Genomic DNA, 26,908 nt, shown 5'->3' on the forward strand with positions numbered 1-26,908 from the left:
GCAAAATAATAAAAATTTAAGCATATATCAATTTTGAGAAAAGAAGGGACATACATGAAGAATAATAAGGATTCGTTATTTGATGAAAATCTAATTGAGTTTTTAAATGAAGTAAAAACTAATTTACCTACCAATTATAAGATACCTGATCCTGGGGTTGTAAGTATAATTCTTTCTCATACTCAATGAGGTGCTTTAGGCGTTGAAAATTCTTATTCTTCTCCTCTTACTATTGAATAGAGAGAAAATAATTAAAGGATGATTATAAAATGAAGATTTTATTAGTTTCCTATTACCCACTCCCCTATACCGGAGGCGTTTGGACATTTGTATCATCACTCCAACAGTCACTGAAAGAGTCAGGTCATACAGTTCATATCCTTAGCCAGACCCCTGATTTAAATAAATATCGAATCATTGGACAAAAACCAGAAATAGATATTGCTGTTCTTTCTCCCTATATTGAAGAAAAATTGCTTACTGAGCTTCCTTCACTTCCAATGAAGAGTTGGATATACAACACTGAATTATTTCGTTATAGCTTAGAGCTTTCCGCAGCATATTACAACCTTCAGCAATATGACCTTATACATGCGCTAGATGTCACAGCAGCAAACGCTATAAATCGAGTTAAACCTTCTCATATTCCACTTGTTACTAGTGCTCTTGGAAATTTATCACGTGATATCTTTTTCACACTCAAAACCATGCACCCTCATAAAACAGACGAACAAATAGAAGCTACATTTGAATATCAATATCACCAGGTGATTGAGAAGTTAGGATATCAAGCCAGTGATTTCATTCATAGTCCAACCGAATGGATGTCTCGTAATATTGCAGATAATTTTTCTATTCCTTCAGACAAAATTGTTACCTTTCCATATGGAATTAGTAATCAACAGTTCCTTGGGGATGCCATGGAGAAGCCACTTATCGGACCCAAGCAGAGTAAAAAAATTATCCTTTATATGGGAAGGCTTGTCTATTTAAAAGGCATTCATCACCTCCTAGATGCCCTTGCTCTCTTAAAAGAAGGTAGACAGGATTGGGAATGCTGGATACTGGGGGAAGGCGAAATTAAAGGGGAATTAGAAAAACAATGCACAAACTTAGATCTAAAAGATAAAGTTAGATTTTTAGGTGCCTCGAATAATGTTCTTCATTTCCTTAGAGAAGCCGATATCTTTGTTCACCCTAGTATTCACGATACTCAGCCTTATTCTGTTATGGAAGCCCAGCTTGCAGGCCTTCCTGTTCTTATTAGCAATACAGCTGGATTACCTGAAATGATTGAAGTGGGAAGGAGCGGGCTAGTCTCTTCTGTAGGAAATATTTATGAACTGTATGAGCAATTAAAGTATTTGCTTGCAAATGATTTACTTCGAAACCAGCTAGCTTCTTGTACAAAAGAGTGGGCTCAAGATAAATGGGACCTTAACAAAATGGTTACTAATTTTTTGTCGCTTTACGAACAAGCAGAAAAACTTAACACAGAAAATCAAGAAAAATAAAATACCAGATACTAGAAAATATCTGGTATTTTATTTACTTACTGAGGTTTAGTCCAAGTGATTGAATCATTGAAATAAAATTCACACAGTATAAATCTGGGTTGAAATTTACTTTTACGTGCTCAAAAGCATCTTTACGTATCTTTTCTCTTAACTGAGAATCCGTCATTAACTCCTTTGCCTCTTTAACAGCTTCGGTAACGTCACCTAATGTATAGTATTTCCCCGTTTTATTATGAATAATTGAGCTTCTTACGCCATCGGAGTCAGTGGTTAAAACCGGACATTTACAACTCATCGCTTCAAGAAGAGAATATGGGGCTCCTTCTACCTTTGAAGTAGAGCATAAAAACCCGCCTGATTCCCCTATCATGGAAAAATAAACGGCCATTTGATCATTCGGAACGTTTGCATGAAGAAAAAGATGTTTTTCTAAATCTAACTGTTTAATTAATTTTTCAAATTGACCTCTTTCCTTAGCTTCGCTTAGAGTAGGGTCTTCAAACATATGTAATCGTATGTTTGAATTGTGATTATGGATTAATTCGCTACCGATTTTTAAGAACTCTCTCCAATTTTTGTTATCTTCGATTCGCCCAATCCATGCGAACGTTAGGCTGATGACTAGTAGGTACAGCTTTATAGGAGAACTGATTAGTATCAAAACAATTGTTGAAACTAAACTTTGGAAATGAGGGGTAGAGTTCATCTAGTAATTGCACGATATGAGGAGTCTTGGGATTAAGAAATCCTGAAGCATAGTTAGTGACAAGAGGTATAGCATCTGTAAGAGCAGATTTTGCTGTACTTTTTGGGCCGTACCCTTGTATTTCAATAATCATTTTCCCTTGATATCCAAGCGATCTAAACCGAGGAAGAGCTTGAAAATCTGAGACAATGACAATGAGACTATAATCTCCTTCATCAAGTATTTTTTTAATTTCATGGTCTTCATTCGTTACAAACGTTTGGGTCCCATGGTCATTTATGCTTTTCTTTCTATTTTCATAATAAAGGCAATGAGCATTAATGTTGTACTTTTTAAGGGCTTTACACCTTTGACGATTTAACGTTTCTACTCCTCCACTTGGAACATAAAACACGAATAATACATTCATTTTCCCTCTCCACCTTTACGTGTAGAATTAATAAACTTCTATTTCATATGTAAACCGTGTTACATATGTTAATAAATGCGATGTAAATTTAAAAATTGTTATTTTCCCTAAAAACATAATCACAGATTTTTAATTCTTGAAAGGAGAAGTGAATATGTCAAAAGTATCTATTGTTGTGCCATTCTTTAATTGCTCTTATATCGATCATGCACTAGATAGTTTAACTAAACAGACCTACACCAATATTGAAATTATAGTAGTAAATGATGGATCTACTAAGCATACGGATAAAATCCTTCCCTATTTAGATAAAATCATCTATATTACAAAAGAAAATGGTGGCACAGCGAGTGCTTTAAATGTAGGAATTCAGCAAGCAACAGGTGATTATATATGTTGGCTTAGTTCTGATGATATTTATGATCATCATAAAATCGCCATACAACTAGAATCGATGAAAACTCATAATGCCTTTTTTAGTCACACAAATTACTACGCCATCAATTATAGAGGACGAATTATTAGTCCGCCTTTAGGTATTCAGACGTTAAATAAATTAGATCTTATCACTAGAATAAGCAAAGGAAATATTATTAACGGCTGCTCAATTATGATTCACAAAAGTGTGTTTGACCATGTGGGTCTTTTTGACGAGACACTTCTTTATACTCATGACTATGACTTATGGTTACGAATCATTCAAATATTCGATTTACAATACATCCCTCAGCCCCTTTTGTTATCAAGGATACATGAAAATATGGGGAGCAAAAAATATGCTTCTTTTATAAAAGAAGAAAACAAAATTGTAATTAATCGTCATAAACACGTAATGGAACAGCTAGCGTTAAAATATAAAGAACACTCTTAATTACTATTTAGTTCTTGCTACTGTATAAGAAAGGCGGATTTTTAAGTAAATTAGGTAAACCGCCGAGCACCTTAAAATCGGATAAGCATATTATAAAACATAGATAATAATGCAAAAACTTTGCTTTAAGAAAGGATGAATTCTATTGGCACTATCAAGTGAAGCAAGAGCAGCGTTGTTAAAAAACCTGCTTTCATTACCTCAAACAGTCAACACAACTACTACTTCTGCTACAGACCTTTTAAATGCTGTCAACCCTGCTACTACTGTAACTAACGCCTTAAATACTATTAATCCTACTACTGTCGTAACAGATCTTTTAAATACTGTTAATACAACTACAACTGGCCTTTTAAATACCGTTAATACGACTACAGCTGATATCTTAAACACTACTACGGGTCTTGTAAGTACTACTACTACTTCTGCTAGTGATCTTTTAAGAAATCTTCTCTCCATATTAGCAGGACTACCAATTTCATCTGGTTCAGCCCCGATTAGAAACGACTTAAAAAATCGTGTTAATCAAACAGTTCAACTATCTACACCAAATGAAACCATTACAGGTGTTTTACTTGCTGTTTTATCAGACTACGTGGCAGTTGCTGAAAGTGACGGATCGTTAAACTATATCCCACTTTCTAAAGTTGAAACAGTATCATCACTTTAAGGAAGGAGTCATACTATGTTTGAAAGTACTTTAGTAGCTGAATTAACAAAGCGTATTGGTACACCAGTCGAAATCGCACTAGCAGATGGCTTTGTTGAAGGAATTATCACTGCTGTAACAAATGGCCTTATTACAATCCTTCAAACTGTGGGATATGGATATGGCGGAACTACTCTTCCTTTAACTATTGCTCTTCCATCAATTACTTCAATTAAAATTTCACCGGTTGCGTAAACTAGTCAAGGTATTTTAAGAAATCACTCCAACTGGAGTGATTTTTTTTCGTGATACTTAACGGATGTTCCCTTACGTTATAAACTGTCATATCCTTATATAACAATCGATGTGTTTTTATTAGATCATTTAATACACTTACATCCTCATACATTCGTCCTCCTTCAAAATCAATTAAAGGAAACCCGTTATTTTGTTTTAAAGTCGACGTACGATAGATGCGAGGTCCTAAGGGAAATACATAAGAAAGAAGGTCGTTTCTATTGAGAATCGCTCGTCCTTTCCTTAACCCTTTATACCTTATATTTTCTTCTCCATTCTGCTTCCATGCTCTTAAATTACCGTAGAGAACAGCTACATCTTCCTTTAAATTTTCTAAACATCTTCTTATAGTGTAAAATGCATCTGGGTCTAGCCAGTCATCGGCATCTAACTCCATGACAAATTCTGTTTCAACATATGATAGAGCCGCATTAAGAGCCCTTGCTTTCCCACCATTATCTTTACTAAGAAACCTAAAACCTGGTGTGTTTTTAAAACTTTTTATAATCTCTAGGGAATGATCGTTTGATCCATCATCAACTACTATTATTTGTTCTGGAAGACTACTTTGCAGAATACACGAGTTAATAGCTATCCCTACATAATTAGCCATATTATAATTAGCTATAATAACAGCAATTGAAGGAGCTAAGTTCTGTTTCTCTAACTTTTGCTGATACTTCTCTATAAAATTTAACTTTTGAAGATTACTACTGGTTTTATCTATGAATGTTTGATTAACCAATTTATTCGGTGAAGAAGCGATAGATAGTTCATCTACTGTTAAAAGCCAAGATGGAAGAACAGATTCTTTAAATGGAACGTGGCATCTCAAAGAGAAGGGATGTTGTTGGAGAAAAGAAGCCTTTGACAAAAACGGTCGCTGTATAACTTTATTATTAATTGTGATATCGTAAGTCATTACAACTTTCTCATCATCTAATGCTAATTGATGCTTCGTAATACTATTATCTAAATAATCATAACTATACAAGAACATGACATATTCACAAGACAGTGATTGAATGTGATGATTTAATGTTAACCCTAAATCATTATCAAGTAAGTTTATACATTTTGTCTTTGCACCTTCAAAAGTCAATCCTAATTGGTTTAAAGTCTCCGGTATGTCCAAGATAATAATTTCATCTATACGATTATTAATAAGATGCACCGAATCTATAGCTTTTTTTATCGAACTTGAGTTTACATATCCAATTAAAAACAAATGAATATCCTTCATATATACTCCTCCGCCTTTAAAAATTCTAGCCATCATGAGGCCTCATTAAGCTGTTTTCCTGACACCTAATTTATTGCTTTACATATGATCATTCTATGTGTATCTCTCAGTATGTATGGTTTAAATTCGAACACTTTTTCATTAAAAGAATCCTTAATCAGATGTTAATCTAATTAATAACAGTTTAAATAACACTATAAGGTAATTAGTTTGTCCAATCACTACAGGTCACCATTTCATATAGTAATAGTACATAGAAAGGAGGTTAAAAATACCATGACGATATTATTAGATTCTAGAACATCTCAAAATGCTAGTATAGCTAACTCTATTTCTATCCCTATTACACTTCTCTCTAATCCAGGTCTATTCGGTCAAATTGGCCTCAACGTTACAAGTGCTACAGGTGCTATTCGTACTCAATTAAGTGGTACTGTAGCTTGCCAATTACCACTCCTCCCTGTCGCAACTACTGTTACAATTACTATTGTAAGAGGTACTGCCTTTAACGACCCAGTTGTCTACTCTTCATCGGAGGCGTTGAATATTAACCTTTTAGGACCACAGCTTTTTACGTTTACTGCTTCAGATTTTAATGTACCAAAGCCAGCTTCTAATCTTTTAATTTACACAGCTTTCATCACTTGTAACATCCTAGGAACTGTGAGAGTTGGACCAGAAAGTTTTAATGGAGTTGCTTATTCGGATTAAGAATATTATTCAATTTTATTTAATAAAAAAGTCTTCGCTTTTATAAACGCGAAGGCTTTTTTACTTTCTTTTATTTACTAAAACACGCACGAATAAATTTAGCTAAATGCATTCACAGAATAAAATTCCCTGTTTATTCTGTTTTCCTATATAGGATTACAATAATTTCCCTTCCTTGTTTTTACGCTCAGAAGGTTAGTTACATATTAAAGGATGTCTAATGTAACTAAGATAGCGATTAATACTTGTAATAGTACTTGAAGATTTACAGCGATATCTGTGTCAGTAGCTGTAACATTTACATTTGTAGAGTTTTCAATAATTGTTTTTTGAGAATTTTTTTGTTTAATGCTAGCGAATTGTTTTAGTTCTTCAACGACGCTGTTTCCTTGCACATTATCACCGATTGTAATACGAACTACTACTGCAATAGCTATCTGTAAAGCTACTTGAATAGTCGCTGCAATTTGAGTATCTGTCGTTTGTACTCTAACACCTTCTGAATCTTTAACAATAATTTTCTCAAAAGATTTTTGTTCAGTAGCAGCTATTTGATCAGCTTCTTGCCATACGTCTCTACCACTGAACCGTTTATTTTCACAATGGTCTAGTGCTCTCCATTTTCTTTCACCCATTTTTCTCACCTCGTTTAATTTTTAATTAAAGAACATCGACAAGTACAATAATAGCTACTAATACTTGTAACAATACTTGAACGTTAAGAGCCACGTCTGTATCAGTCGTTGTAATTTCTACGTCTTTAGAATTCTCAATATAAATTTTTTGTTTATTTGTTTGCTCTATTTCAGATAGCTGTAATAAGTCTTGAAGCACACCATCTTTTTGAACAGTATCGCCGATGGCAATACGGATTACAATAGCGATGGCTACTTGGATAGCCACTTGAATACCGATAGCTGCTTGAGTATCTGTTGTAGTGACATTAACATCACAAGAATCTTTGATCCAAATTAATTCATCTGATTCTTGGTCAATTAAAGAAAGTTGATCTGCCTCTTGAACTACTTCTGCATTAAAACTTTCAAAACTCTCCCTACTTTCGAAACTCTCACGACTATTATAGTAATCATATTCCGTAGATTCACTTTCATAGTGATCTACTTTACAGCCATCTTTACAATGCTTCTTAGGATCATCTTTTTTATGTTTGCTTTTGCATTTTTTCTTTACATCGTAAGAATAATACTTTTTAGATGACATAACTAACACTCCTTTTTCATGGTATGTATTAATATATGAACATACCAATCAATAGGATTGGGCCAATTGACCATTGAGTGCAACCATTTTAAAAAACAACAAAAACGCCTATTTAACGGCGTTTATAAATAATATAATTTATTTTTTTTTGTTGGTAGCATTTGTTTGTTTTACAAACTCATCCACTCGTTTTGACAAATCTTCAACCATTTCTTTAAGCATTTGTTTCTTCTCTTCAGATAGGTTTCCTTTAATTTTTTCTTTATCTATGCCATGTTTAGAAAAAACATCGTTTACTAATAAGTCCATTAACTTATTTGGAACAATCTCCGGTTTTTTAGGTGAATCACTCATATTAATCGCTCCTTCTATATAAGGTCGTTATTCATAACAACATATGCAGGAATGGCCTAAAAGGAAACAATTCCCCCTTGTTTTCACATGTTGTTGAAGCGATTTTTTACTCACCAATATTTTCATTTAAATAAAAACAGTAGCATTTCTATCTTAGGTTAACTGTACTAGCCATCTCTGTCGCCTAAAAATTTAAGATAATAAAATAAATTTAACATCATATATTTGTACATAAGGTAAGTGCCTTATGTTTTCAACAATTTTCTTAACAGTATTTATGAAAAGAGTTGAGTTAAATGGGAAAAAAAGCAAAGGTTGTGCATGTTGCAGGTGATTTTTTATCTCCAAAAGGAAAATCATCTACTAATCAAATTTATACAATAAATGAGGATAACAATACGGTTTCTGTGATGGATGGATTAACTGATGATTTAATTGCCACTATAAATGTAGGACGTCAGCCAGCAAACGTAAATGGCAATCCATCTACTAATCGTATTTATGTGACTAATAAAGGTGATAATACAGTTTCCGTCATTGATGCAGGTACAAATACAGTTATTGGAATTATTCCAGTTGGGAGTCAGCCTTCAGGTGTAGGGGTTAATCCCTACACGGATAGAGTTTATATCACAAATGCTGGGGATGATACTGTTTCCGTCATTAATGGTGCAACCAATATTGTTGTTGCCACAATACCTGTAGAAACCCACCCAATTAATTTAGATGTCCATCCCTATATTAACCGTATTTATGTAGCTAATAAATTTAAAAATACAGTCTCTGTCATTGATGGATTGACGAATGCTGTAATGGCTACAGTGCAAGTCGGTGATCAGCCTACTGACCTAGGGGCTAACCTATCTAACAATCGTATTTATGTAGCTAATAAAAATGGTGATACCGTTTCCGTCATTGATGCAGGTACAAATGCTGTAATTGGAATAGTACCTGTCATAGAACAACCTTCTATGGTTGATGTTAACGCAGCCAATAATCAAATTCACGTAACGAATGAAGAAAATAGTGTAGTCTCTGTCATTGATGGTGCCACTAATATTGTCATTGCTACCCTCCCTGTCGGTGATCAGTCAACTTATACAATAACCGATACCTAATATAAGAACATAACGTGGATACTTATGTTCTATAAGAGGTGGCATAACCATGATTTTATTTTATAACCTGTAGCAACAATAATCTTATAGAAACACAATTATTGTTGCTACAATTAATGATTTCAAATATTTCTTAAGGAGTTCACTCTTTATCAAAATTTCTCCATTTTTGATAAAGAGAAGGTTGAATATCTTTAACATGAGATAAAAATTCTTTTGATAAGTTTAATCCCTTCAAATCTTTTAGTAATTTAATAGGAGTAGGTCGCTTAGAACTAAAAGCTCTTTTAAGATCAATTATTTTTAAATTTCCCTGTTCAGTTATTAGAACATGCCGTAATTCCGTATCTTGTCTACGAAAACTTAATTTCTTTAATTCATTAAAGAGGCTTATCAATTGTACAACCAAAGCCTTTTCTATATATTGATTTTTTTTCAGATGTTTTGCCAAGGAAATTCCTTTTATATATTCCATGACTATGTAATTTGGTCCATAATCGTAGAGATGAGGAATAATAAAAGACGACTGCCCCACTTTTATTGCTTCTAACTCTTTTTTATATACCTCTTCCTTAAAAAATACTTTTACACATCGATTATCAGTCAATTGATAAATAACACCATCTTTGCCTTGTCCAACTACCTTATACCTTTTAAAATTCATAAGTTCATTTTCTTTTTCTCCTATTAATTTCTGAGAAGAGTGCCCAAATGCTTTATCATTCAACAAGTCTAATTTTTTAACGCTGTTAGACGGAACAAGCTGGACATTATTATTACTCAGCAGCTGATACTTTTTCTTATTGTGCCATTTAAAGAGAGTTTCTTTCGGAAGCCTATCCCACCTATCATAATCACTACGATAATGAAAATATGATTTTCCCATTCTGTTCCTCCTTCCCCATTTGTTATTCTATTCGTTTATAAATAAATTGCTTGTATACTTATCCATCTACATATAAGTTCGCGAAAAATTTTTGTTCAAATCCAAGACAAGCACCCTCTCCTGTTACCAACGGTTACATACTATAGTAATGAAAGAGGTGAATATTGATATGAAGTATAAAGAAGATTGGACTTTGGAAGAGAAAGATCATAAAAATCCTTGTAAAAAGTGTGAGAAACATAAAAAACATGATTCTTGTAAGGATACTTGTAAAGAAATGAGAGTTATAAATTTATGGAAATTAAACTCTAAGTATTAATTTTACCTAAAAAAGAAATAAGACCTATTGGCATTTAGCAATAGGTCTTATTTCTTTTATGGCTCTACTTTTTCTTACTACTAAAATTACATAATGAAAGAAGCAACAAATATGCCTTCTATATTAATTAGTATAGCTCTAATTTTTAATTCTCCGCCAATGACGGTTTCTAATATCTGGATAAGCTCATATATTGTTTATAGTACAAGTATAGAAGAAAAAGCTACAGGAGGCACAGATATGAGCAATTGTATATTAGTAATCGGGGCTCATCCTGATGATGAACTATTAGGAACCGCAGGAACCTTAAAAAAATTTGTAGATGAAGGGTATAAAGTAATTTCGGTAATTACTGCTTTGGGCAGAAAGGAAGAAGCTCATCATATTCAGAAATTTGGTCGACTTGCTAATAAAGAAATTGGTATTGAAGAAGTAGTATTTCTTGAGCATGTCAATTTGGAACTAGAAATGATTCCTCTTCACGAATTAACGAAAGAAATCGAGCAGCTTATCAAAAAATACAAACCGGTCAAGATTTTTACACATCACTATGGAGATCTAAATAGAGATCATCAGATCACTTTTCAGGCGGTATTAACTGCAACTAGACCACTCCCATATACTTCCCCCATAGAATTAATTACATTTGAAACCGTTTCGTCGAGTGAATGGGGTGCTTTCTCTTGTGAAAAGACATTTAAACCAAATTTTTTTGTAGATGTTACGGCCACCATGGAAAGTAAACTTAATGCCCTTAAACATTATGATCTCGAAATGAGATCGTTCCCTCATCCTCGTTCTTATGAAGGTGTTAAGTACTTAGGAAGGCTAAGAGGCATGAGCATTGGCGTACCTTATGCTGAAGCTTTTGAAATTATAAGGAGGGTTTGGAAATGAACCATGAAATTGCCTTTCCCTACCCCTATCTAATCGACACGTTAGACCAATATTATGGACTTAAGTCGCGCTCTTCTAGAAAAACCATTTCAAAAGAAAATTCGAAAAGAAGAAGCTCTTCAAGAAAAAATTCGAAAAAGAAATTTTCTATTTTAATTGCTACCTTTTGGAGCTTCCCTCACGTGGGTGGACTGTCGAATTATATCTCTACTTTAAGTAAAGGTTTAAAAAGTCAAGGACATAAAGTAGACATTATTTCTCCTAATCAATTTTCAATGTCAAAAGTAAAGCAATTCCGAGAAGTTGCTACCCCAAATTTAAAACATTTTTTTACCAAACGTTATGGAAGTTACAATGACAGAATTTTAAATCATCAAAGACTTATATATGTATATGAAAAAATGCTCGAAACAATAAATTTAGAAAAATATGATATTCTTCATGCACAAGATTTATTTACAGCAAATATCTTGGGAAGATTTAATGAATTCTATAATAAACCCTTATTTTACACGCCCCATGGAATGTTCACATCTAATAGACTCAAATTTAACATCATTAAAAAGTCGTCTGTAGAAGAAGCATATTTTACGGAGCTTGAAAGTAAAGCAATAGAATATGCAAGTCATATTATTGTTTTAAGCGATTCGTTTCGTGAACCATTAATAAAGCTAGGAGCAAAAAATAGAAACATCACTACAGTTATTACGGGAATTGATTATCCAGTGAACCAAAGGGAAGGAAAAGAAAAGGATTCACAAAAGCTAGTTATTACATGCGTAGCTAGGCTTGGTCCTCGAAAAGGACATAATTATCTGTTTGACGCACTGGCACGTCTAAAAAAATATACTTCCAATGTAGAGGTATTAATCGTCGGTGATGGACAAATGAGAGAGAAATTAGAAAAACAGAAAAAGGCTCTGGGTTTATCAATGGTAAACTTTTTAGGTTCTAGAGACGATGTACCTTCACTCTTAAATAAAACTGACATTTTTGTACTTCCAACAATCAATGATAGCTTACCCATTTCAATAATTGAAGCTATGCATAGTGGTACTGCTGTAATTTCCACAAATTGCGGAGGAATTCCTGAGCTGATAAAGCATAATAAAACAGGTATTATTGTCGAACCTGGGGACCCTGAACAGCTAGCACATGCATTAAAATTTCTCATTACAAATAAAGAAGTGCGAAATAAAATGAGCACAACTGCGAAAAACCATGCTAAAAACCACTTAACTGTAGACAGCATGGTAGGAAAAATAAAACATTTGTACACTGATTTTTGGGAGATGAATTAAAGTATGAACCATGAACACTCTGCAGTTATTCTTGATTTGAGCGCTAACGGGATTGGCATTATTAGAAGCTTAACAGCAAAAGGTATTAATGTTTACGCTTTTGACACAGAAAAACCATATAAAATAGGAAAATCACGCCTAGCTACTTGCAGTATATGCCCTAGTCCTGTAACTGAGGAAAAGAAACTATTAAACTTCTTAATTAACCTCTCTAAAAAAATTGGTTCAAAACCTGTCTTGTATACAGGAGCAGATGACTACGTACAATTCATTTCCAAAAACCGAGACGAATTGCTAAATTACTTCTTGTTTTTATTACCTGATGATAATTTAGTTGAGCAAGTGCTTGATAAAAACAAAACTTACGAGCTCGCCGTCAAGCATAATATTCCATGTCCAAAAACATATGTAATAGATAGTAAAGAGGAACTTGAAGAGGCTATCTTAAATGTTGAATTCCCATGTATTTTAAAACCTGTTCTCGGCCACGAGTTCAGAAAGAAAATCAACAAAAAAGCAATTGTATTTGATACTCCTGAGCAGTTAAGGAATGATTATTGTTTTTATAGAGAATGCGGACAATTAGTTATTCAAGAACTGATTCCTGGAGACAATCAATGCTTTTATAAAGTAGCTACTCTCTATAATGAAAATATGGAACTACTTGCATTATTCTCCTTACAAAAAAACCATCAGTTTCCTGCCGAATTTGGAACAGGTGCTCATATCGTCAGCAAAAGAGTTCCTGAACTTATCGATATATGTCTCCCATTTTTTGAAGAAATAAAGCTCAAAGGCATAGGCATGGCTGAATTCAAAAAGGATCCAAGAGATGGAATTTATAAATTCATTGAAATAAACCCTCGCTTTTGGCTTACCCATAGTCTCACAGGCCCCTCAGGTATTGACTTTGCCTACACCTATTATTTATACCTCACTAACCAAAACCCAGAGCCTAGATTGAATCAAATAGACGGTATTAAATGGATTTACCTTATAAGGTATTACCTTACTTTCCTTCAAAAGAAAAAAACTTCCGAAATGACATTCAAAGATTTTTATCTGGGGCTGCAAGGTCAAAAAGAGTTTGCTCTATTTGCATGGAATGATCCAATGCCATTTTTCAGAAGCGCATGGTCTCATTTAGTTAATACGTGGAAACGTAAGCGAAAGGAATGATTACTATGTATGATCTTAAGGCGCTCTATTATCAGATTAAAGATTTAAAAATAGCAGAAAAACTTTCTTATTCGATGGGTGAGAAAATTACAGTTATCCCTTCAGAAATTAAGTGTTTAAAATCAACAAAAAGAAGTAGTATATATAAATTACTGCTTCAAAGAAAAAATGGTTATTATCCAATTATCTTTAAGGTCTACAATTCGACAGCCTACAAAAATGAAGTAGAGATTAATATTTACAAAAAATCTTACCCCATTTTAAAAGAGTTTTTGCCTCGCATTTATCTTGTAGAAACAGTCAAAAATGAAACCTGGGTCTTTATGGAATTTGTTAATCAAATACGTGGACAATTGACCTTCTCTCCGTCTCACTTTCAATATATTATTCCCAGTATAGCTAAACTTCATGGTCAAACTTTTGAAAATAGGTTTAAAAAGAATGAAAACGTTTGGAGAGATTGGCTACCTGTTTATACTGCTACAAAAAAGAATAGGGCCAAATCTATGAATCAAACAGTTGACCTATTGCATGCAGCAATGAAAGATGATCGTATTGGCCATATTATAAAACCTTATTATTCATCATTAATTAAGCTATACAATAAAGGACCGGATTTCTTTCCTGAATTAACTAAAAATGGATTAGCTATTACGCATGGCGATCTACACATGCAAAATATATGTAGCAAAAATGTTACTGGACATACACCATGGCCTATTCAATTCATTGATTGGGAGTCAGCCAAATACGCTCCAGTATGGTTTGACATGGTTGTATTAGTGGAACTATTGTTAGGCTTCAGAAAAGACTGGCAACCAAATGCAGAGAAAATACGTACTCAGTGTGTGGGTCTATACGTGGCTGAAATGAAAAAACACGGAATTACCTTTAAAACAAACCCTATGATTCTTTATAAAATGGCCTATCTCCAGCGAACCTTGGAAAGAGGCCTTCACACTCAACTGAGAAGGATTGCTGATAACCGTGAAGGTGAACTTTTAAGTTACCATCTTGAAAAAATTTCAACATGGGGTAAAGAGTTAGGAATATATCAATAAATGCTTTTTTTATGCTGCTTTTACCTCAATGTACAAGCAATTTTTCTGTTTGAAAATAGAATATATAGAAACACCAATTTTAAACAAAGGTAGGGAATTCATTTGACTAAATTTTATTATGATCAAAATGATGAAAGTAAGCACTGCTTAAAAGCGATGTATGACCTTCGTAAGAACAAAGATGAAAAAGATAAATGCAAAGACAAGCACGAAAAAGATTATGGCAAAGATAAATGCAAAGACAAGCACGAAAAAGATCATGGCAAAGATAAATGCAAAGACAAGCACGAAAAAGATTATGGCAAAGATAAATGCAAAGACAAGCACGAAAAAGATTATGGCAAAGATAAATGCAAAGACAAGCACGAAAAAGATTATGGCAAAGATAAATGCAAAGACAAGCACGAAAAAGATCATGGCAAAGATAAATGCAAAGACAAGCACGAAAAAGATCATGGCAAAGATAAATGCAAAGACAAACATGAAAAAGATTATGGCAAAGATAAAGTTGTCTTTTACGAAAAAGACTATGCTAAAAATAAATGTAAGTGCAGTAAAAGTTATTACAATTAAGTTATTTAATTCTAACTCTAATTACTTGTAACTAAATAATGAGTAAGGACTATTAGCTCTCGGGTTAATAGCCCTTTTCTTTTTTTACAGAATGTCTAAAATATAGATGCAGTAAACTACTTGAGATTTTCTAGTAATAAAAAGCCACCTTGCACAATTTGCTTTGTGCAAGGTGGCTTTTTATTACTGTTCTAGAAGCAACAACCTTTGTTCGGTTTTTTATTTTGATTACTGCAACCAATACAAAATGTTTTTTGGATAAAGACATTTAAAGTTCCAGCCGTAGTAGCAGAAGGATTCGAAACAGTTAATTTTTCAAAGTTTTCAACTTGAAAAGCTCTTGTAGAGCCTGCAGGTATAGTCGCTGAGATCGGTAGTCTAGATCCTCTAACAAAAATTGATACCGTAAGACCAGTAGCTACACCAACGCCAGTAGCTGCAGCTGATAACTGAAGAAGCGTTTTGTTATGGTTTCTAGTAAAGTCTTCAAAAACAGTTACATCTATAGCATTAGCAGGAACTGCAATAGTTAGTGGGATATTTCCTGTTAAATTGGTTCCAGAACCCTCAATTGTATGATTTTCAACAAAGAATTTTTCATTCTCTTTTTTCTTATTATATGAACCCTTAGATGGGTAAGCAGCTTCTACATAATATACTTCATCGTTTTTATTATGGTGACGATAGCTTTTTATAATAATCACTCCTTTTTTATTTATATACTATTTTATTCATTTGTTTATAAAATGTTTGTGTGCTTGTCCAATAATAGTCATTTTCATAAAAAAAGTGATTATTCGACTATCTAATTTCAGGTTAACAACACGTTAAAGGAATTATTTGTATGTAGAGATAAGAAAATTAGAGTAGAAATTTCGCAGAGGTTGGTTGTTTGATAAGCTAATAGAAACAGTAGTAGTGAAGTTTAAGGCGTAAACAAAGATGTAAAATTCAAGTACAATACAATGCTTTAATTGCAGAATTTCACCCCCTCACCATTTGGTGAATAGAAAATGCATTCATGCATGATTACTTTAACAATTAGAACATTCACCTTTTGTTCCCTCTCAGGTGTCTTTCTGGAATCAAAAGGTGAATCTCCACACCTATATAAATACATATAATAAACTGTTTACAGAGTTAGTTTACGTTCATTAATCATTTTGTAAACTATATCTTCATTGTTTTCTAAAAGCTCTTTAGTAGTGGCACTATGGTTTTTGGCATGCCGAGAAAAATTCGCTTTGCTATACCATTGGTGACATAGAGGACAAGGTAATTCGTTTTCCACTTCATAATTAATTGATGTCCACCTAGTAGAAAAAAAAGGGGATTTATCTGTATTTTCCTTTGTATACGAAGTGTTTTCACGATGTATACGATTTTGTATTCGCTGTGTAGTTGCAGCAACTTCATTTGTACTGGCGTTGTATAGACCATCTTCTAATTCTTCTTTAATGAGCAAATATCCAGCTTCAGACATAGATAACCCTAACTCTTCACAACGTTGTCGAAATTGCTCATATATACTTTCAGGTAACCGAATGGGCAGAACCTTACTTGGTTCTTTCGCTTTTGATTGCCGAGCGTACTTATCCAATTTCCCCAACCTTATCACCTCATTTATACAATTTGTATATACATTCAATACAAATCTTTATTGTTCCTGCTAACGCCTTAACTACATCCTGTATACGCTATGTAGTTAAGGCGTTTTAGAGTGAAACCTATTTACTTAATAAACTTGGTGGATGAAGAGGTAAAAATTGTATCGATAATGCTCCTAAACAATGAGCCCGGATGATGCTAGTTATCAGTAGGATTCACTCTTAGGTTATAGATTCTATAGCACTTATACTATCATTAGGCGCTCATTTACCAAGTAAATGAATACCATAAGTATTGGAAGTTCTATTTGAAGAAACAACTGAAAAACTTACAGTTATTTTAATATTTGTTAACAAACCTATATATAATCATTTCAGATAAAGAAGACACGTGTGAATGTATATGTTGGACAAAAGTCGCTAGAGTAATATTTCTTCATCTTTTCCTTATAACAGCTATAAAAGGTCAAGTTATAATTAACTACTCTAATGTATAAAGAACCTCAAGGTTACCTTTCTTCTTTTATCCTTCTTGTATGTCTACTCTCCCCTTCACCGATTTAAGGTAGATGAAATTACAATAAAAGGAGGTATTGACACTTGATACGTAGATACGTTCTCTGTAAAAAGATCTCTTACAAAAAAAAGAAACGAAAAGCTCATTGTTACAGATCACCCCATTCTGTATATGTTTCCAATTCACAATCTATATTGGTATTTTGTTCCATCCATAACCTCTGTAATCAAAAGTACAGAGGGCCTCAAGGGCCTCAGGGACCTCAAGGACCTCAGGGGCCTCAAGGACCTCAGGGGCCTCAAGGGCCTCAGGGGCCTCAAGGGCCTCAGGGGCCTCAGGGGCCTCAAGGACCTCAGGGACCTCAAGGACCTCAGGGACCTCAAGGACCTCAAGGACCTCAAGGGCCTCCACTCTCAGATTTAATTCCCTCCACTAATTTATTATATTTTACTTTTTCAGATGGTCAAAAACGCCTATATACCAATAATGATGGGATAGCTCAATATGGAACCACTGAAATATTGGCACCTGAAGAAGCTTCTTATATCAATTTATTTATTAATGGTATTCTACAGCCTCATATTAATTATCAAATTCAAAAAGGAAGCTTAACTTTACTCACAGAAGAAGTACCTTCAAAAGGGGTTCCTATTATTATCCAATTTGTGTTAATTAATAAGGAAGTATAAAAAAGTTTATAAATTCTAAGATAGTCATAAAAAAAAAGAACTGACTTCCCCAGTTGGGAAATCAGCTAAAAAATAGAATACATTAGTTAGTTTACAACAAACTCAACCACAATAGGGGTAGCAGATGCAAGGGTGTCTCCATCAGGAATGGTAATAGAACTAGTAGTAACTGTTGAAGTATCACCTGTTTGAATTTGCCCGTTAATATAAAGATTATAATAAGCAGGAGCAGTTGGAAAAACTGTAGCAGCTGTTCCTCCATCAGTAGTAAAAGCTGTAGCAAGAATACTATAGGTAGCGCCAGTACCTATTCCTGCTCCTGCAGTGCTACTAAACCTTAAAGAATTCATAAAGGGCTTAACGATTGGCATTTATGATCCTCCCTTCTTAATTATTGAATTATTTATCGCTCTTCTTTTTTAAAAATTTTAAAGTGCTTCTTTACGAATACACTTTGAAATCGTTAAAGGAAATATAAAACAACGCTAATTCTCTATTTATTATTCTTCTACTTTAATTTAGAAACGGCAAAAGACCTAAATAGTAAAAAGATTCTTCACCATTTAAAATTTGGACTACCTCTATAGACTATTGACCGTGGCAAATAATAGAAATCTGACTATTAATAGATAGAGGGGATATTAACATTCTTTCTACATCCTATGCTTCGAAAGGAGAATAAGACATATGCCTATTATTAAACCTGTTTTTACAGCCACTAGTACAATTGCTGGAGATATTACAGTAGCAACAGCAACGAGTGTGGCTCCTACCCCAGCAAGATTTACAACATTTGTAACGGCCCCAATGGTTGCAGGAGGAGTCACGTCGATACCTGCTGGAAGCTTTATTGATGATGTAGGAGCAACAATCACAGCTTTGCCGGATGTAACAGCTAATTCTTACGCTAATATATATATCAATGGAGTCATGCAACCTACTAATGTCTACACTTTATCTACTACAGCATTAAACATTGATGATGCTGTAACGATTGGAGCACCTGTAATTGTAGAATTTGTTACTCACTCTGCAACTTCTACCTCAACTCCAACTAGTACGTTATCTGTCACTACCGTAATTAATACGTAAACCCATATCCAATAAGAAAACATGACAAATCTATAATATTGTCATGTTCTTTTACATATAAGACGTTAAGAATTTGAATTTCAATATAAATTATAAATAACTTTTTCGACATATAATTCTCTCAAAAAGGTGATTTTCATAAATATACTTTTTATTGTCCAAGCAATTTAAAATCCCTTTATATATATTAATAATGTAAGAAAATAAAGGAGTGATTAATATAAACTTACAAGATATCAAGGGCTCTTATCATTTGATAGCTGGTTTAGGAAGCTGGTGTGGGCCAGCACTTTATTCGGAACGTCGCAACTTGAGAAAGCATTCGTTTCCCCTCGATTGGATGCAATCTCCTTATCTCCCTGATGTAAATACATTATTAAGAAATAAGTTTCAAGGTTTTATGGAAGTAGAAAACATAGTTGAAAAAGACATACTCGCTAATTATATGGATGATAACGGATATCCTATTTTTAAACCAGGAACTTCTGAATCAATAAGAGCTCATTATGTTACAGATATTAAATATAACATTGACTCTGTCCACGACTTTCCCATGATTCCTAATCAAGACTGGTCTGCCCAATATCCACCTTATAAAATAAGATTAGATCATCGTATTCAAACATTTCTTAATCAAATCGCGCAAAGTCAACGTACGTTATTTATAAGATATGAATGGATGCCCACAAGCTACGAAGACGTAATTAACTTAAAATCAATTTTAACAGACATGACTAACGGTAACTTTAACCTTCTGTTAGTTGAGACTGTTGACGAAGAATTACATGGAGTAAAAGACATGAATTTTGGAACACCTGAAGACAAAATTTGTTGGGTTCAAGTTTCGCGAGATAATTGCACCAATACTTCTGTTTGGAATGATTTATTAAGCGGAATAACACTATTAAATTAAACGTTACTCTTTTTTCCTATAATATATAAAAGAAAAGGGACAAGTATACAAGCAAACCTCCTTAATTTTCATATTAATATAATAGAAACATATAAAGGAGGTTACACTTTGAGTTGTTCTAAAAAAAGAAAGTGCTACTGTAGTTGTCTAAATTCCAAACCTTCAAGAAAAGAAGAAAAAAATTGTAAAAAAACAAGATGTGCAGAGAAAAATTATTTTTGTTCCAATAGATATAACAATGCACTTATTGAAACTGATACAAGACAAGAGATCCTCAGTGATCAAGTTTCTGATTCAATCATTCTTGTGAAAAACTCCTGTGATGTTACTATTACTGCAACAGATACACAGACAACCATATTTCTTCAAAGCTTCATACAAATATTAACCATTTTCTTACTTTCAATAGGTCTCGATGCCAATTCGATGAGGCTGTTTTTACAAGAAGTTTCTCAGACCGCAAGGTCACTTCAATTAAATAGACAAAGAGTTATCGTTAAAAACAGTAAAGGTGTCAATGTAACAACATCCAATAACGATACAGCTGTTTTTATACAAAATTTTTTACAAGCGTTGACCTTATTACTAACTCCTTAGAAAACCATTGACCGTTTAATAACCTGTTAATAGAATTGTTGAAAATACTATGCGAACAGAGTTATGACAAGTAGTATCTTCAATATATCCTCATAAACTAACTAACAGTGTACAAGCTATTGAAAATTCTTTGCTACTACAGCCTGTACACTATTTTATTACAGAGAAAGTTATCTAAAGCCACTACATTTATAGAATGCCTATATTACAACAAAAAGCAAAACACTTTTTATAACCTCTATGTAAACGATTTTCCATAACTATAAAAGAGTTTTTCATTCATCATAAATACATATGTACGTAAAAAAGAAGCGTGTTAGCACACATTCCATATCTGGGGGCAAATAAGTAACGCTTGAAAAAAGGAATGGAGTAATTCAGTAACTTATAAATTACCTATAGGTAAACGTTTTTTCTATCCGTATTTCCCATTTCTTAATGTAGCAAGTAATTGTTCTAAATTATATTTTCTCGCAATGTGAAATAAGCTTTTCCCTGGTTCTCCTTCATGCTTCTGAAAAAGATCCAATATAATAGGTCGATTTTCTTGATGAAATTTATCTATTTTATAAAAACTTTGTTTAGTCAATTTTTCAGTTATTTTTATATACATTTGTTTATTCTGTTCTCTTATTAAAAATCGTTCTTTTGATTCTTGAGGAAAAACATCTAAAAAAATAATAATATCGGCTTTACTAAAACGTACATCATATGTATCAAGATATCCCCCATCCCTCAACAACCCAACTTGCTGTATTTAACACCTTTTCCAACCTTTTTTTAAAATATCTCTTTCTTTGCCGAATTTGCGTTATTTTTCTCATTTTAGGTTCTCTAAACCACAAATCTAAATGATGGATAGGTATATGTAATTTTTCACTTAACTGTGTAGCTAGTGTAGTTTTACCAGAACAATAATTTCCTAATATAAAAATTTTATACACAAATATCACCTCAATTCATGTATAAAATTAAATCAAGCTATTTATTACCATTTCTATACATTCAATTATGCTCGTTACGTACAAAACATCGTGAATCTTAATTCAAAAAGCTATCCAACAAATGACTTGCTGGATAGCTTTTTAACTGTTACTTATTTTCTTATAACAAATTTAATAGTAACTTGAACCGATTCTCCTTCTATACTAACTATCTGCACAACAGCTGAATCCTCTCCTATAAAGTTTACGTTAGGGATGTAAATAAACTCGCCTGTCTCCGTATTAAGTTTAAATTTACCATTCTTCGTCCCTTTGACGATTTGATATTTAAGAGGTAGGTTTTTGACTGTACAAGCATCGATTTCACCACATATTTTCTTGTTAATGGTTCCTTTTATACATTGATCAGATACCTTTATAGGACATTTACCTTTTGATTTAGTTTTGCGTGGATCTCGCAACGATTTCTTTTTAGTATTAGATTTACCAGGAACTGGTGTGGGTGCCGGCGACACTCTTCTTTCCACGATGAAAGTAAGTGCTGCTTCACTTGAAGCTCCATCCGAATTAGTAACTCTTATAATCACCGTATCGGTCCCCACAAAATTAACATTAGGGACATAAATGAACTGGCCTGTATTCTGATTAATTCTAAACTGGCCGTTTTGAGGACCTGTTATAGCTTGATAAGTTAGTGGTAAAGAATTTGGATCAATAGCAATGAGCTGACCAGTAGTAAGGGTATTAACAAATAACTTAATTACTTGCCCTACCACATTAGGAGGCTGAGGGTCTCTGCCTACTACAACTGTTACCACTACGAGTAATTCTGTTCCTAAATCATCTCGTACTAATACAGTAAAAGTGTCTGTTCCTACAAAATTAGGTGCAGGCTGGTAGACAAACCTTCCATTGGAATCAACGGTTACGCTACCACTTAAAGGAGCTGTTGCTAGTGTGTAATTTAATGGACGTTCTAGCAAATTTGTTACCTGAATATTACCAACCACTTGAACACCCTGCAAAGTAGCAAAGGTATTATTTCCTGGAGTAATTATATTATTACTTGCGGTAGAATTGACAGTAACAATTGAAAACGCTTGTTGTCCGTCACTGTTTCTTACAGATACCACAAATTGATCCTGACCAATAAACCCTAAATTTGGTGTATAACTAAACGTTCCATCTGATCGTAGTACAAGTACTCCATTTGTTGGTGGGGTAGCCACAGCAAAGGTAAGAGGTCTTCCAAGTGCATCTGTTGCGATGATTTGGCTTTCAATAATTTGACCAGTTGGTGTGGTTAAAAGTTGATTTTCAACTGTAATTGGATCATCAACTCCCTGAATCAAAACAGTAACACTAGTTGTTGCTGACTGACCAAGATTATTTGTAACAATTACTGTGAAAGAATCTATTCCAGTAAATCCGAGGTTTGGCGTGTATATAAATGAACCATCCGGATTAAAATTCACTGTTCCGTTTGCAGGTAAACTCTGAATTTGATAGGTTAATGGATTACCTAGTGCATCAACTGCCGTAACTTGACCGGTAACAGGTTGATTCGTTACTCCTTGAAGCGTAAGAGGGGTAACAACAATGCTATCTTGGTTTTCTTGAACAACTATCCGCACAATACCAATTGCAGAATCGCCTCTGTCATTTTGAATTAACACAGTAAAACTATCTACGCCAAAAAATGCTGGATTTGGTGTATAACTAAACGTTCCATCTGCATTTACCACAGCTGCTCCATTGGATGGAGATGCATTTAAAGAAAATCTAATTGGTCTCCCAAAAGGATCAGTGGCCGATATCGTCCCTGAGACAGTTACACCTTGCTGAGTCTGTACTGTGATGTCTTGTGGTGTAATAGTACTTTGAACCGGATCAATTATAATTGAAACTGAAGCAATTGCTTGATCTCCTTGATCATTTTGAACCAGAACGTCAAATTGATCAGTTCCGCTCACACCAGGAGTTGGTGTATAAACAAACGTTCCATCTGGATTTAAGATAACCGTTCCATAAGCAGGGAGAGTGTTAATGCTGTAGGTTAGTGGCCTATTTAGCTGATCTCGAACTGAAAGTGCACCATTTACACTCTGCCCTTCTACTGTTCGAACAATGGTATTACTGGCTACAATTTGATTAGCCAATTGTGTAACAGTTATTTGAACCGTAGTAGCTGCATTTAAACCCGTTTCATTTTGAACAGACACTGTAAAAGAATCCGTACCGACGAATCCTGGATTTGGTGTATACGTAAAAGTACCGTCTGGGTTTAGTATTAAAATTCCATTCACTGGTCCGCCAAGTAAGGTATAAGTTAATGCTTCTCCTTGTGGGTCAATAGCTGCAATACTTCCTGTTACAGGCTGCTGTTCGGTTGTTGATAGTGCTTGATTAGCTAAAATTGGCGCCTGTTCTATCGGCCCCTGAGTGACAACAGAAATAGTTGCAACAGCTGTATTGCCAAGAACATCGCTTACAAGTACTTTAAATTGATCTGTTCCAAAAAATCCAGAATTTGGCGTATAGATAAATGTCCCATCTGGGTTAACTATGGCAGATCCACTATTTGGATTAGACGTAAGCGTATAAAACAATTGGTTTCCACTCAAATTTGTAGCACTTACTTGCCCAGAAACTGGCGTATTGAATAAAGTCGTTATTTCACTATCTACCACTGAAATCCTGTCTCCTACTACTACTGTCACAACAGCATTAGCAATACTTTGATTTCCAGCTGAATCTATAACAACGATATCAAAGATATCTTCTCCTGTGAATCCAGAATTTGGCGTATAAACTAAAGTTCCATCTTGATTTAATACAACAGTTCCATTTGATGGCGGAATGGCTACAGCATAACTTAATGGAGAGCCTGCTGGATTCACAGTGGCAATAGACCCACTCACGGGTTGATTTGGTAAAGTAGTTAAAGTTAGCCCTTCAGCGCTAATCGGTAAATCTTGAGACTGAACTTCTACAGTAATAGTTCCAAACCCCTGGTTTCCAAGAGGATCTCTGGCAAAAACAGAGAATGAATCTGTTCCTACAAAACTTGGGTTCGGCGTGTACGTAAATGTTCCATCTGAATTAATAATGGCAGTACCATTAAGCGGTGCTAAATTTAGACCATATACTAGTGGATCTCCTTCTGGGTCAAAGGCAGGAACTTGCCCTGTTACAAACTGACCCTGTACAGTTGAGAGTGATAAATCTACGACAATCGGTGGTTGGTTCACTCGAATTACACTGATAGTTACAAGAGATTGTGCACTAGCTCCACGACTATCCCTTACCTCCACTGTGAAAGAATCCAAACCAATAAAATTAGGGTTTGGGGTATATAAAAAGGTACCATCTGGATTTACCACAGCTGTTCCATTAAAAGGAGTACCCGATAAACTAAAAGTGAGTAAATTATCGTCTGGATCTGTGGCAAAAACTTGCCCACTAATTGCTACATTTTCTATAGTCTGAAGGATAACATCACTTGTAATTGGCGAACTGTTCACGTCGATAACTGTAACATTTACAATAGACACTGCTGTGAGACCTGTTGAATCTTCTACAATAACCGTAAATAAATCTGGACCTACATAATTAGAATTAGGTGAATATATAAAACTGCCATCTATATTTACTACGGCGCTTCCATTGACTGGAGAAGTGCCTAAACGATAAGTGAGCAAATCCCCATTCGGATCGCTTCCTACTACCTGGCCAGTTACAGATTGATCTTCAGGAGTAGTAATCGAATAATTTGGGACAGTAGGTGGTTGTTCAACTGGAATAACAACAACAAATATGTTTGTGATGATAAATTCTCCTGCTGCATTGGCTATACGCACAGTAAACGTGTCGTTTCCAGTGTAATTTTCATTTGGCGTGTACGTAAACGTTCCATCACCATTGACCACTGCCACTCCATTGGTCGGTGGATCCTGTAACGCATACGCGAGCACTCCTCCATCTGGGTCAGTTGCTACAATTTGGCTAGTAACAGGTGTTTCTTCAAGGGTAACAATCGTAATCTCGTTTGGACCTACTGGTGGATCATTTACTGGTAGAATCGTAATTTTAATTATGGAAATGGCCGTGCCTCCCTGGCCATCACTTACCACCACACTAAAGCTATCTACTCCATTATAATTCTCATTTGGCGTATAGCTATAGCTGCCGTCTGGATTTACTACCACCGTCCCATTTGCTGGACCTGCCAGTAACCCGTACGTCAGTGGGTTTCCGTCTACATCCGTTGCTACCACTTGGCTATTCAAACTCGTATCTTCATTAATCACAAACGCGTAGTCTGGCACCACTGGTGCATCGTTCACTGGCGTGACTATTACTAGTACGTTCGTTACTATGAACGCACCCGACGGATCGCTTATTAGGACTGTGAACGTATCATTTCCAGTGTAATTTTCATTTGGTGTGTACGTGAACGTTCCATCTCCATTGACCACTGCCACTCCATTTGTTGGTGGGTCCTGTAACGTGTACGTCAGTACTTCTCCATCTGGATCAGTGGCTACGATTTGGTTAGTAACAGGTGTTTCTTCAGGGGTAACAATCGCAATTTCGTTTGGACCTACTGGCGGATCATTTACCGGCAGAATCGTAATCGTGATAGTGGAAATGGCCGTACCTCCCTGGCCATCACTTACCACCACACTAAAGCTATCTACTCCATTATAATTCTCATTTGGCGTATAGCTATAGCTGCCGTCTGGATTTACTACCACCGTTCCATTCACTGGACCTATGAGTAACCCGTACGTCAGTGGGTTTCCGTCTACATCTGTTGCTACCACTTGGCTATTCAAACTCGTATCTTCATTAATTACAAACGCGTAGTCTGGCACCACTGGTGCATCGTTCACTGGCGTGACTATTACTAGTACATTCGTCACTATGAACGCACCCGACGGGTCGCTTATTAGGACTGTGAACGTATCATTTCCAGTATAATTTTCATTTGGCGTGTACGTAAACGTTCCATCACCATTGACCACTGCCACTCCATTGGTCGGTGGATCCTGTAACGCATACGTTAGTACTTCCCCATCTGGATCAAACGCTGTAATTTGACTAGATACAGCTGTATCCTCATTCGTGGTCAACGTCACTACCACTGGACCTACTGGTGGATCATTTACGGGCAGAACCGTAATCGTGATGGTGGAAATGGCCGTGCCTCCCTGGCCATCACTTACCACCACACT

At 34.7% G+C, this 26,908-nt stretch carries 29 protein-coding genes; 17 read left to right on the forward strand and 12 right to left on the reverse strand.

Going from position 1 to position 26,908, the window contains the following annotated elements; all coding sequences use genetic code 11:
* Window positions 1-269 precede the first annotated feature (269 nt).
* Complete coding sequence (locus ACO1DI_RS11535; RefSeq protein WP_115652735.1) at window positions 270-1,514, forward strand: glycosyltransferase family 4 protein; 1,245 nt, start codon at window positions 270-272, stop codon at window positions 1,512-1,514.
* A 34-nt stretch (window positions 1,515-1,548) separates the two neighbouring features.
* On the opposite strand, the gene ACO1DI_RS11540 is transcribed toward ACO1DI_RS11535, so the two are convergent.
* Both ACO1DI_RS11540 and ACO1DI_RS11545 read right to left on the reverse strand, forming a co-directional pair.
* On the reverse strand, window positions 1,549-2,178 hold the full coding sequence (locus ACO1DI_RS11540) for a glycosyltransferase family 4 protein (protein WP_423145261.1): 630 nt from the start codon (window positions 2,176-2,178) through the stop codon (window positions 1,549-1,551).
* Window positions 2,096-2,632 (reverse strand): hypothetical protein, encoded by a 537-nt coding sequence (locus tag ACO1DI_RS11545; protein ID WP_423145262.1) that lies wholly within the window; start codon window positions 2,630-2,632, stop codon window positions 2,096-2,098. Before ACO1DI_RS11545 ends, ACO1DI_RS11540 begins: the two co-directional genes overlap by 83 nt.
* A gap of 154 nt (window positions 2,633-2,786) precedes the next feature.
* Here ACO1DI_RS11545 and ACO1DI_RS11550 point away from each other — a divergent pair, with 154 nt between their 5' ends.
* From ACO1DI_RS11550 to ACO1DI_RS11560, 3 genes are all read left to right on the forward strand, one after another.
* A complete protein-coding gene (locus ACO1DI_RS11550; RefSeq protein ID WP_034327523.1) occupies window positions 2,787-3,503 on the forward strand; it encodes a glycosyltransferase family 2 protein in 717 nt (238 codons plus the stop codon).
* A gap of 145 nt (window positions 3,504-3,648) precedes the next feature.
* The gene (locus ACO1DI_RS11555; RefSeq protein ID WP_243558046.1) at window positions 3,649-4,173 is read left to right on the forward strand and encodes a hypothetical protein; all 525 of its coding nucleotides are present in this window, start codon (window positions 3,649-3,651) and stop codon (window positions 4,171-4,173) included.
* Window positions 4,174-4,188: 15 nt separating this feature from the next.
* Window positions 4,189-4,407, forward strand: a complete 219-nt coding sequence (locus ACO1DI_RS11560; RefSeq protein WP_014462120.1) for a hypothetical protein — start codon at window positions 4,189-4,191, stop codon at window positions 4,405-4,407.
* Between the two features lies 1 nt (window position 4,408).
* On the opposite strand, the gene ACO1DI_RS11565 is transcribed toward ACO1DI_RS11560, so the two are convergent.
* Entirely contained in the window at window positions 4,409-5,725 is a 1,317-nt protein-coding gene (locus ACO1DI_RS11565; RefSeq protein ID WP_014462119.1) for a glycosyltransferase family 2 protein, read from the reverse strand.
* Window positions 5,726-5,968: 243 nt separating this feature from the next.
* Between ACO1DI_RS11565 and ACO1DI_RS11570 the strand changes: the two genes are divergently transcribed.
* A complete protein-coding gene (locus ACO1DI_RS11570; protein ID WP_014462118.1) occupies window positions 5,969-6,403 on the forward strand; it encodes a hypothetical protein in 435 nt (144 codons plus the stop codon).
* A 206-nt stretch (window positions 6,404-6,609) separates the two neighbouring features.
* Here the strand turns inward: ACO1DI_RS11570 and ACO1DI_RS11575 are convergent, their stop codons facing one another.
* The 3 genes from ACO1DI_RS11575 to ACO1DI_RS11585 form a co-directional block, all read right to left on the reverse strand.
* A complete protein-coding gene (locus ACO1DI_RS11575; RefSeq protein ID WP_014462117.1) occupies window positions 6,610-7,038 on the reverse strand; it encodes a spore coat protein in 429 nt (142 codons plus the stop codon).
* A gap of 25 nt (window positions 7,039-7,063) precedes the next feature.
* A complete protein-coding gene (locus tag ACO1DI_RS11580) occupies window positions 7,064-7,624 on the reverse strand; it encodes a spore coat protein (protein ID WP_014462116.1) in 561 nt (186 codons plus the stop codon).
* A gap of 138 nt (window positions 7,625-7,762) precedes the next feature.
* Window positions 7,763-7,978 carry a spore coat protein gene (locus tag ACO1DI_RS11585; RefSeq protein WP_014462115.1) on the reverse strand — a complete coding sequence of 72 codons (216 nt, stop codon included), beginning with the start codon at window positions 7,976-7,978 and terminating at the stop codon, window positions 7,763-7,765.
* Between the two features lie 296 nt (window positions 7,979-8,274).
* On the opposite strand from ACO1DI_RS11585, the gene ACO1DI_RS11590 reads away from it, so the two are divergent.
* Window positions 8,275-9,096 (forward strand): YncE family protein, encoded by an 822-nt coding sequence (locus tag ACO1DI_RS11590; RefSeq protein WP_014462114.1) that lies wholly within the window; start codon window positions 8,275-8,277, stop codon window positions 9,094-9,096.
* Window positions 9,097-9,238: 142 nt separating this feature from the next.
* On the opposite strand, the gene ACO1DI_RS11595 is transcribed toward ACO1DI_RS11590, so the two are convergent.
* Entirely contained in the window at window positions 9,239-9,982 is a 744-nt protein-coding gene (locus ACO1DI_RS11595) for a hypothetical protein (RefSeq protein ID WP_014462113.1), read from the reverse strand.
* Window positions 9,983-10,151: 169 nt separating this feature from the next.
* Between ACO1DI_RS11595 and ACO1DI_RS11600 the strand changes: the two genes are divergently transcribed.
* The 6 genes from ACO1DI_RS11600 (at window position 10,152) to ACO1DI_RS11625 (ending at window position 15,312) form a co-directional block, all read left to right on the forward strand.
* Window positions 10,152-10,301: a hypothetical protein gene (locus tag ACO1DI_RS11600; RefSeq protein WP_014462112.1), complete on the forward strand. Its 150-nt coding sequence runs from the start codon at window positions 10,152-10,154 to the stop codon at window positions 10,299-10,301.
* Between the two features lie 240 nt (window positions 10,302-10,541).
* Window positions 10,542-11,198, forward strand: a complete 657-nt coding sequence (locus ACO1DI_RS11605) for a PIG-L deacetylase family protein (RefSeq protein WP_033580846.1) — start codon at window positions 10,542-10,544, stop codon at window positions 11,196-11,198.
* The gene (locus ACO1DI_RS11610) at window positions 11,195-12,499 is read left to right on the forward strand and encodes a glycosyltransferase family 4 protein (protein ID WP_049166414.1); all 1,305 of its coding nucleotides are present in this window, start codon (window positions 11,195-11,197) and stop codon (window positions 12,497-12,499) included. The genes ACO1DI_RS11605 and ACO1DI_RS11610 overlap by 4 nt, the downstream gene beginning before the upstream one ends.
* A gap of 3 nt (window positions 12,500-12,502) precedes the next feature.
* A complete protein-coding gene (locus ACO1DI_RS11615; RefSeq protein WP_014462109.1) occupies window positions 12,503-13,678 on the forward strand; it encodes a carbamoyl-phosphate synthase in 1,176 nt (391 codons plus the stop codon).
* Window positions 13,679-13,683: 5 nt separating this feature from the next.
* Window positions 13,684-14,739, forward strand: a complete 1,056-nt coding sequence (locus tag ACO1DI_RS11620) for a phosphotransferase (RefSeq protein ID WP_042992646.1) — start codon at window positions 13,684-13,686, stop codon at window positions 14,737-14,739.
* Between the two features lie 102 nt (window positions 14,740-14,841).
* Entirely contained in the window at window positions 14,842-15,312 is a 471-nt protein-coding gene (locus ACO1DI_RS11625) for a hypothetical protein (protein WP_243558044.1), read from the forward strand.
* A gap of 191 nt (window positions 15,313-15,503) precedes the next feature.
* Here ACO1DI_RS11625 and ACO1DI_RS11630 read toward each other — a convergent pair whose 3' ends face one another.
* Window positions 15,504-16,016: an exosporium protein D gene (locus ACO1DI_RS11630; RefSeq protein ID WP_154990972.1), complete on the reverse strand. Its 513-nt coding sequence runs from the start codon at window positions 16,014-16,016 to the stop codon at window positions 15,504-15,506.
* A gap of 428 nt (window positions 16,017-16,444) precedes the next feature.
* The gene (locus ACO1DI_RS11635; protein ID WP_033580848.1) at window positions 16,445-16,921 is read right to left on the reverse strand and encodes a hypothetical protein; all 477 of its coding nucleotides are present in this window, start codon (window positions 16,919-16,921) and stop codon (window positions 16,445-16,447) included.
* Window positions 16,922-17,607: 686 nt separating this feature from the next.
* On the opposite strand from ACO1DI_RS11635, the gene ACO1DI_RS11640 reads away from it, so the two are divergent.
* Window positions 17,608-17,859, forward strand: a complete 252-nt coding sequence (locus ACO1DI_RS11640) for a hypothetical protein (RefSeq protein WP_423145264.1) — start codon at window positions 17,608-17,610, stop codon at window positions 17,857-17,859.
* A complete protein-coding gene (locus ACO1DI_RS11645) occupies window positions 17,859-18,125 on the forward strand; it encodes a DUF4183 domain-containing protein (RefSeq protein ID WP_148262944.1) in 267 nt (88 codons plus the stop codon). The genes ACO1DI_RS11640 and ACO1DI_RS11645 overlap by 1 nt, the downstream gene beginning before the upstream one ends.
* 86 nt (window positions 18,126-18,211) lie before the next feature.
* Here ACO1DI_RS11645 and ACO1DI_RS11650 read toward each other — a convergent pair whose 3' ends face one another.
* Entirely contained in the window at window positions 18,212-18,496 is a 285-nt protein-coding gene (locus ACO1DI_RS11650) for a DUF4183 domain-containing protein (protein WP_243558042.1), read from the reverse strand.
* A 316-nt stretch (window positions 18,497-18,812) separates the two neighbouring features.
* Here ACO1DI_RS11650 and ACO1DI_RS11655 point away from each other — a divergent pair, with 316 nt between their 5' ends.
* The 3 genes from ACO1DI_RS11655 (at window position 18,813) to ACO1DI_RS11665 (ending at window position 20,727) form a co-directional block, all read left to right on the forward strand.
* Complete coding sequence (locus tag ACO1DI_RS11655; RefSeq protein ID WP_014462102.1) at window positions 18,813-19,217, forward strand: DUF4183 domain-containing protein; 405 nt, start codon at window positions 18,813-18,815, stop codon at window positions 19,215-19,217.
* Between the two features lie 211 nt (window positions 19,218-19,428).
* A complete protein-coding gene (locus ACO1DI_RS11660) occupies window positions 19,429-20,130 on the forward strand; it encodes a DUF1796 family putative cysteine peptidase (protein WP_014462100.1) in 702 nt (233 codons plus the stop codon).
* Window positions 20,131-20,238: 108 nt separating this feature from the next.
* Window positions 20,239-20,727 carry a spore coat protein gene (locus ACO1DI_RS11665; protein ID WP_243558040.1) on the forward strand — a complete coding sequence of 163 codons (489 nt, stop codon included), beginning with the start codon at window positions 20,239-20,241 and terminating at the stop codon, window positions 20,725-20,727.
* A gap of 415 nt (window positions 20,728-21,142) precedes the next feature.
* Here the strand turns inward: ACO1DI_RS11665 and ACO1DI_RS11670 are convergent, their stop codons facing one another.
* Window positions 21,143-21,466 (reverse strand): hypothetical protein, encoded by a 324-nt coding sequence (locus ACO1DI_RS11670; RefSeq protein ID WP_243558038.1) that lies wholly within the window; start codon window positions 21,464-21,466, stop codon window positions 21,143-21,145.
* A 357-nt stretch (window positions 21,467-21,823) separates the two neighbouring features.
* Window positions 21,824-26,908 (reverse strand): Ig-like domain-containing protein (locus ACO1DI_RS11675; protein WP_423145263.1); only part of this gene is annotated, 5,085 nt, incomplete at its 5' end.

Origin of the sequence: Priestia sp. 40 (assembly GCF_049368575.1) — a bacterium.
Taxonomy (GTDB): domain Bacteria; phylum Bacillota; class Bacilli; order Bacillales; family Bacillaceae_H; genus Priestia; species Priestia zanthoxyli.